General features: G+C 40.8%; 4 protein-coding genes. All 4 read right to left on the bottom strand.

Annotated elements, in window-relative coordinates; translation table 11 throughout:
• Nucleotides 1-94 precede the first annotated feature (94 nt).
• Complete coding sequence (locus RDS42_RS14480) at nt 95-637, bottom strand: GNAT family N-acetyltransferase (RefSeq protein ID WP_308784277.1); 543 nt, start codon at nt 635-637, stop codon at nt 95-97.
• A 68-nt stretch (nt 638-705) separates the two neighbouring features.
• A complete protein-coding gene (locus tag RDS42_RS14475; RefSeq protein WP_308784276.1) occupies nt 706-1,245 on the bottom strand; it encodes a hypothetical protein in 540 nt (179 codons plus the stop codon).
• Nucleotides 1,246-1,274: 29 nt separating this feature from the next.
• Nucleotides 1,275-1,652: a hypothetical protein gene (locus RDS42_RS14470; protein ID WP_308784275.1), complete on the bottom strand. Its 378-nt coding sequence runs from the start codon at nt 1,650-1,652 to the stop codon at nt 1,275-1,277.
• A 21-nt stretch (nt 1,653-1,673) separates the two neighbouring features.
• Nucleotides 1,674-1,957: TfoX/Sxy family protein (locus tag RDS42_RS14465; protein ID WP_308784274.1), on the bottom strand; the 284-nt coding region annotated here is incomplete at its 5' end.

The following is a 1,957-nucleotide window of genomic DNA, read 5'->3' as shown; positions in this document are numbered from 1 at the left end:
AATCTTCTTTATTCTGTTTTTTAATATTTCCTTCCGTGGATATATCATCGATTTTCTCTCGTACTATAATGTAATAGTGTTTATAATTTTCGCTTTATTTTCTTCTGTCCCATTCCTTTTTTGTAAGACAGTTCACATGTCCTGTTCGCTTTTCCTGCAGTAGAGGTACATCCACATCCTGGGTTGTCCACTGGTACTGAAAACCGCATTTTTCCTGAACACGCTTTGATTTTTCATTTCCATCGTAGTACGCACACCAAACCTTTTTCATTCCCAACTCTTCAAACGCATGACGCAGCAATTCTTCTGCTGCCTCCGGCATGATGCCCATGCCCCAGTAAGGTACACCGAGCCAGTATCCAAGCTCACACTCATCCTCTTTTTCTGTCAAATCGGTATCTGTTCCCATTTTCAGGGCAATATTTCCAATAGGAAGATTTGTTTCCTTCCATATGAGCGCATACGTTTCAGGAACAGAAAGCACATTTTTGATAATCCGTTTGCTTTCCGCTACATTTACGTGCGGTATCCATCCGCAAATTGGTCCCACCAGCGGATCTTTTGCATATTTATAACATTCCTCTGCATCTGATTCTTCCCATGGCCGAAGAATCAGTCTGTTAGTTTCCAAAATCATATTTCTGCTCCTCTCTTAAAACCCGCGTTCTTTCTGCATTCGATACCATAGCCGTATTTTCCTTCTGATTATTCGTTTTCATCCACCTGTTTTTTAAACCAATACTGAAACTCCGATGCGAGGGAATCAGAAGAAAATTTCAATTTATGTGTTTTTCCGTCGATATCCTCATACATCACATAATAGACCTTTCCTCTGGCATGTTCTGCAATCTCCGTTTCTGTCTGGCGGCCAACGATGCGTTTAATATAATTTCTGTGACAAAGGATAAATCCACCCCGGTCACAGGTCAGATACCAGTCTCTCTCCCACTCCGGACGGTCGTAATCTGTCCGGTCTTTCCAGTAGATACCGAGCCTGCGTTCCTGCCTCCATGCCTTAAACAGACTGAACAGAGGAATCCCATAAGAACCTGGAATGACCAGCGCCAAACAAAAAAGTATAATTTTTATTCCTTCCGAATCGAAACGCCTGTAAAATAACACGGTAGCTCCTATGATGATACAGACGATCAGTAAGATTATAAACATGGTGAAACCCGACCATAAAAATATTCTGGTCAGAGAATCGTCATAGATTGTCTTTTCTCTTTTTCCACTGCTTTGCATTTTCTTTTCTCCTGCTCAATATATCGCTGTTATGCCAGCGCTTTTTTTGCAAGTCTTGTTTCTCCCCAGGGTGTCTTCAGCATGGTATCATTTCCTATAATTCCTGCCCGAACAACTTCGATAGGTTCTTCCAGTTCAGAAATCCGGATGCCATCAATACATGCTTTTGCCTGAAATTCATCAAACTTCTGGAAAACCTGTTCCTGAAACACAAAGGAAATATTTTCCTTCCGCTCTTGTGCATCTGGCGGAACTATACAGGAACCCATAAGATATGCGCCACCCCGATAATGAAATTCAACCAGGGTAAATGCCATTCCTTCGTTATAATCCGACCGGATGATTTCCATTACATCTTTTCCCATAATCCATAATGGTTTCTGCTCTTTCTTTTTAAATACAAACATAAAGCGTTTCCTCTCCTGTTCTTATTTTTTCTTTTTGGGTTTTGGAACTGGCAGTTCCTCGTACATAACGTGAAACAAGCCTGTCAAAAATTCCTTACTGTCAACTTCATCGACCAGCAGCATTTCCTTTGCCCCCTCATAGGGCAATTCATACTGAGCTGTTTTCATATAACTGATTGCTGCTTTCACTGGCTTAACAAGCAATCTGTTATCATATATACCTCCTACAATCCTGCCACGATAATAAATAATAAATTCTCCCATCATAGACCGATAAGAAATTTCATCCAAAGCAGATAACTGCT

It is taken from the genome of uncultured Blautia sp. (genome assembly GCF_902497045.1).
Lineage (GTDB): Bacteria > Bacillota > Clostridia > Lachnospirales > Lachnospiraceae > Blautia_A.
Note: the sequence above shows the minus strand (reverse complement) of the source record. Positions and strands in the feature narration are given on the sequence as shown.

Excerpts from the sequence above, each read along its gene's own strand:
- RDS42_RS14475 (WP_308784276.1), bottom strand. The coding sequence starts at position 1,245 with ATGCAAAGCAGTGGAAAAAGAGAAAAGACAATCTATGACGATTCTCTG.
- RDS42_RS14480 (WP_308784277.1), bottom strand. The coding sequence starts at position 637 with ATGATTTTGGAAACTAACAGACTGATTCTTCGGCCATGGGAAGAATCA.
- RDS42_RS14470 (WP_308784275.1), bottom strand. The coding sequence starts at position 1,652 with ATGTTTGTATTTAAAAAGAAAGAGCAGAAACCATTATGGATTATGGGA.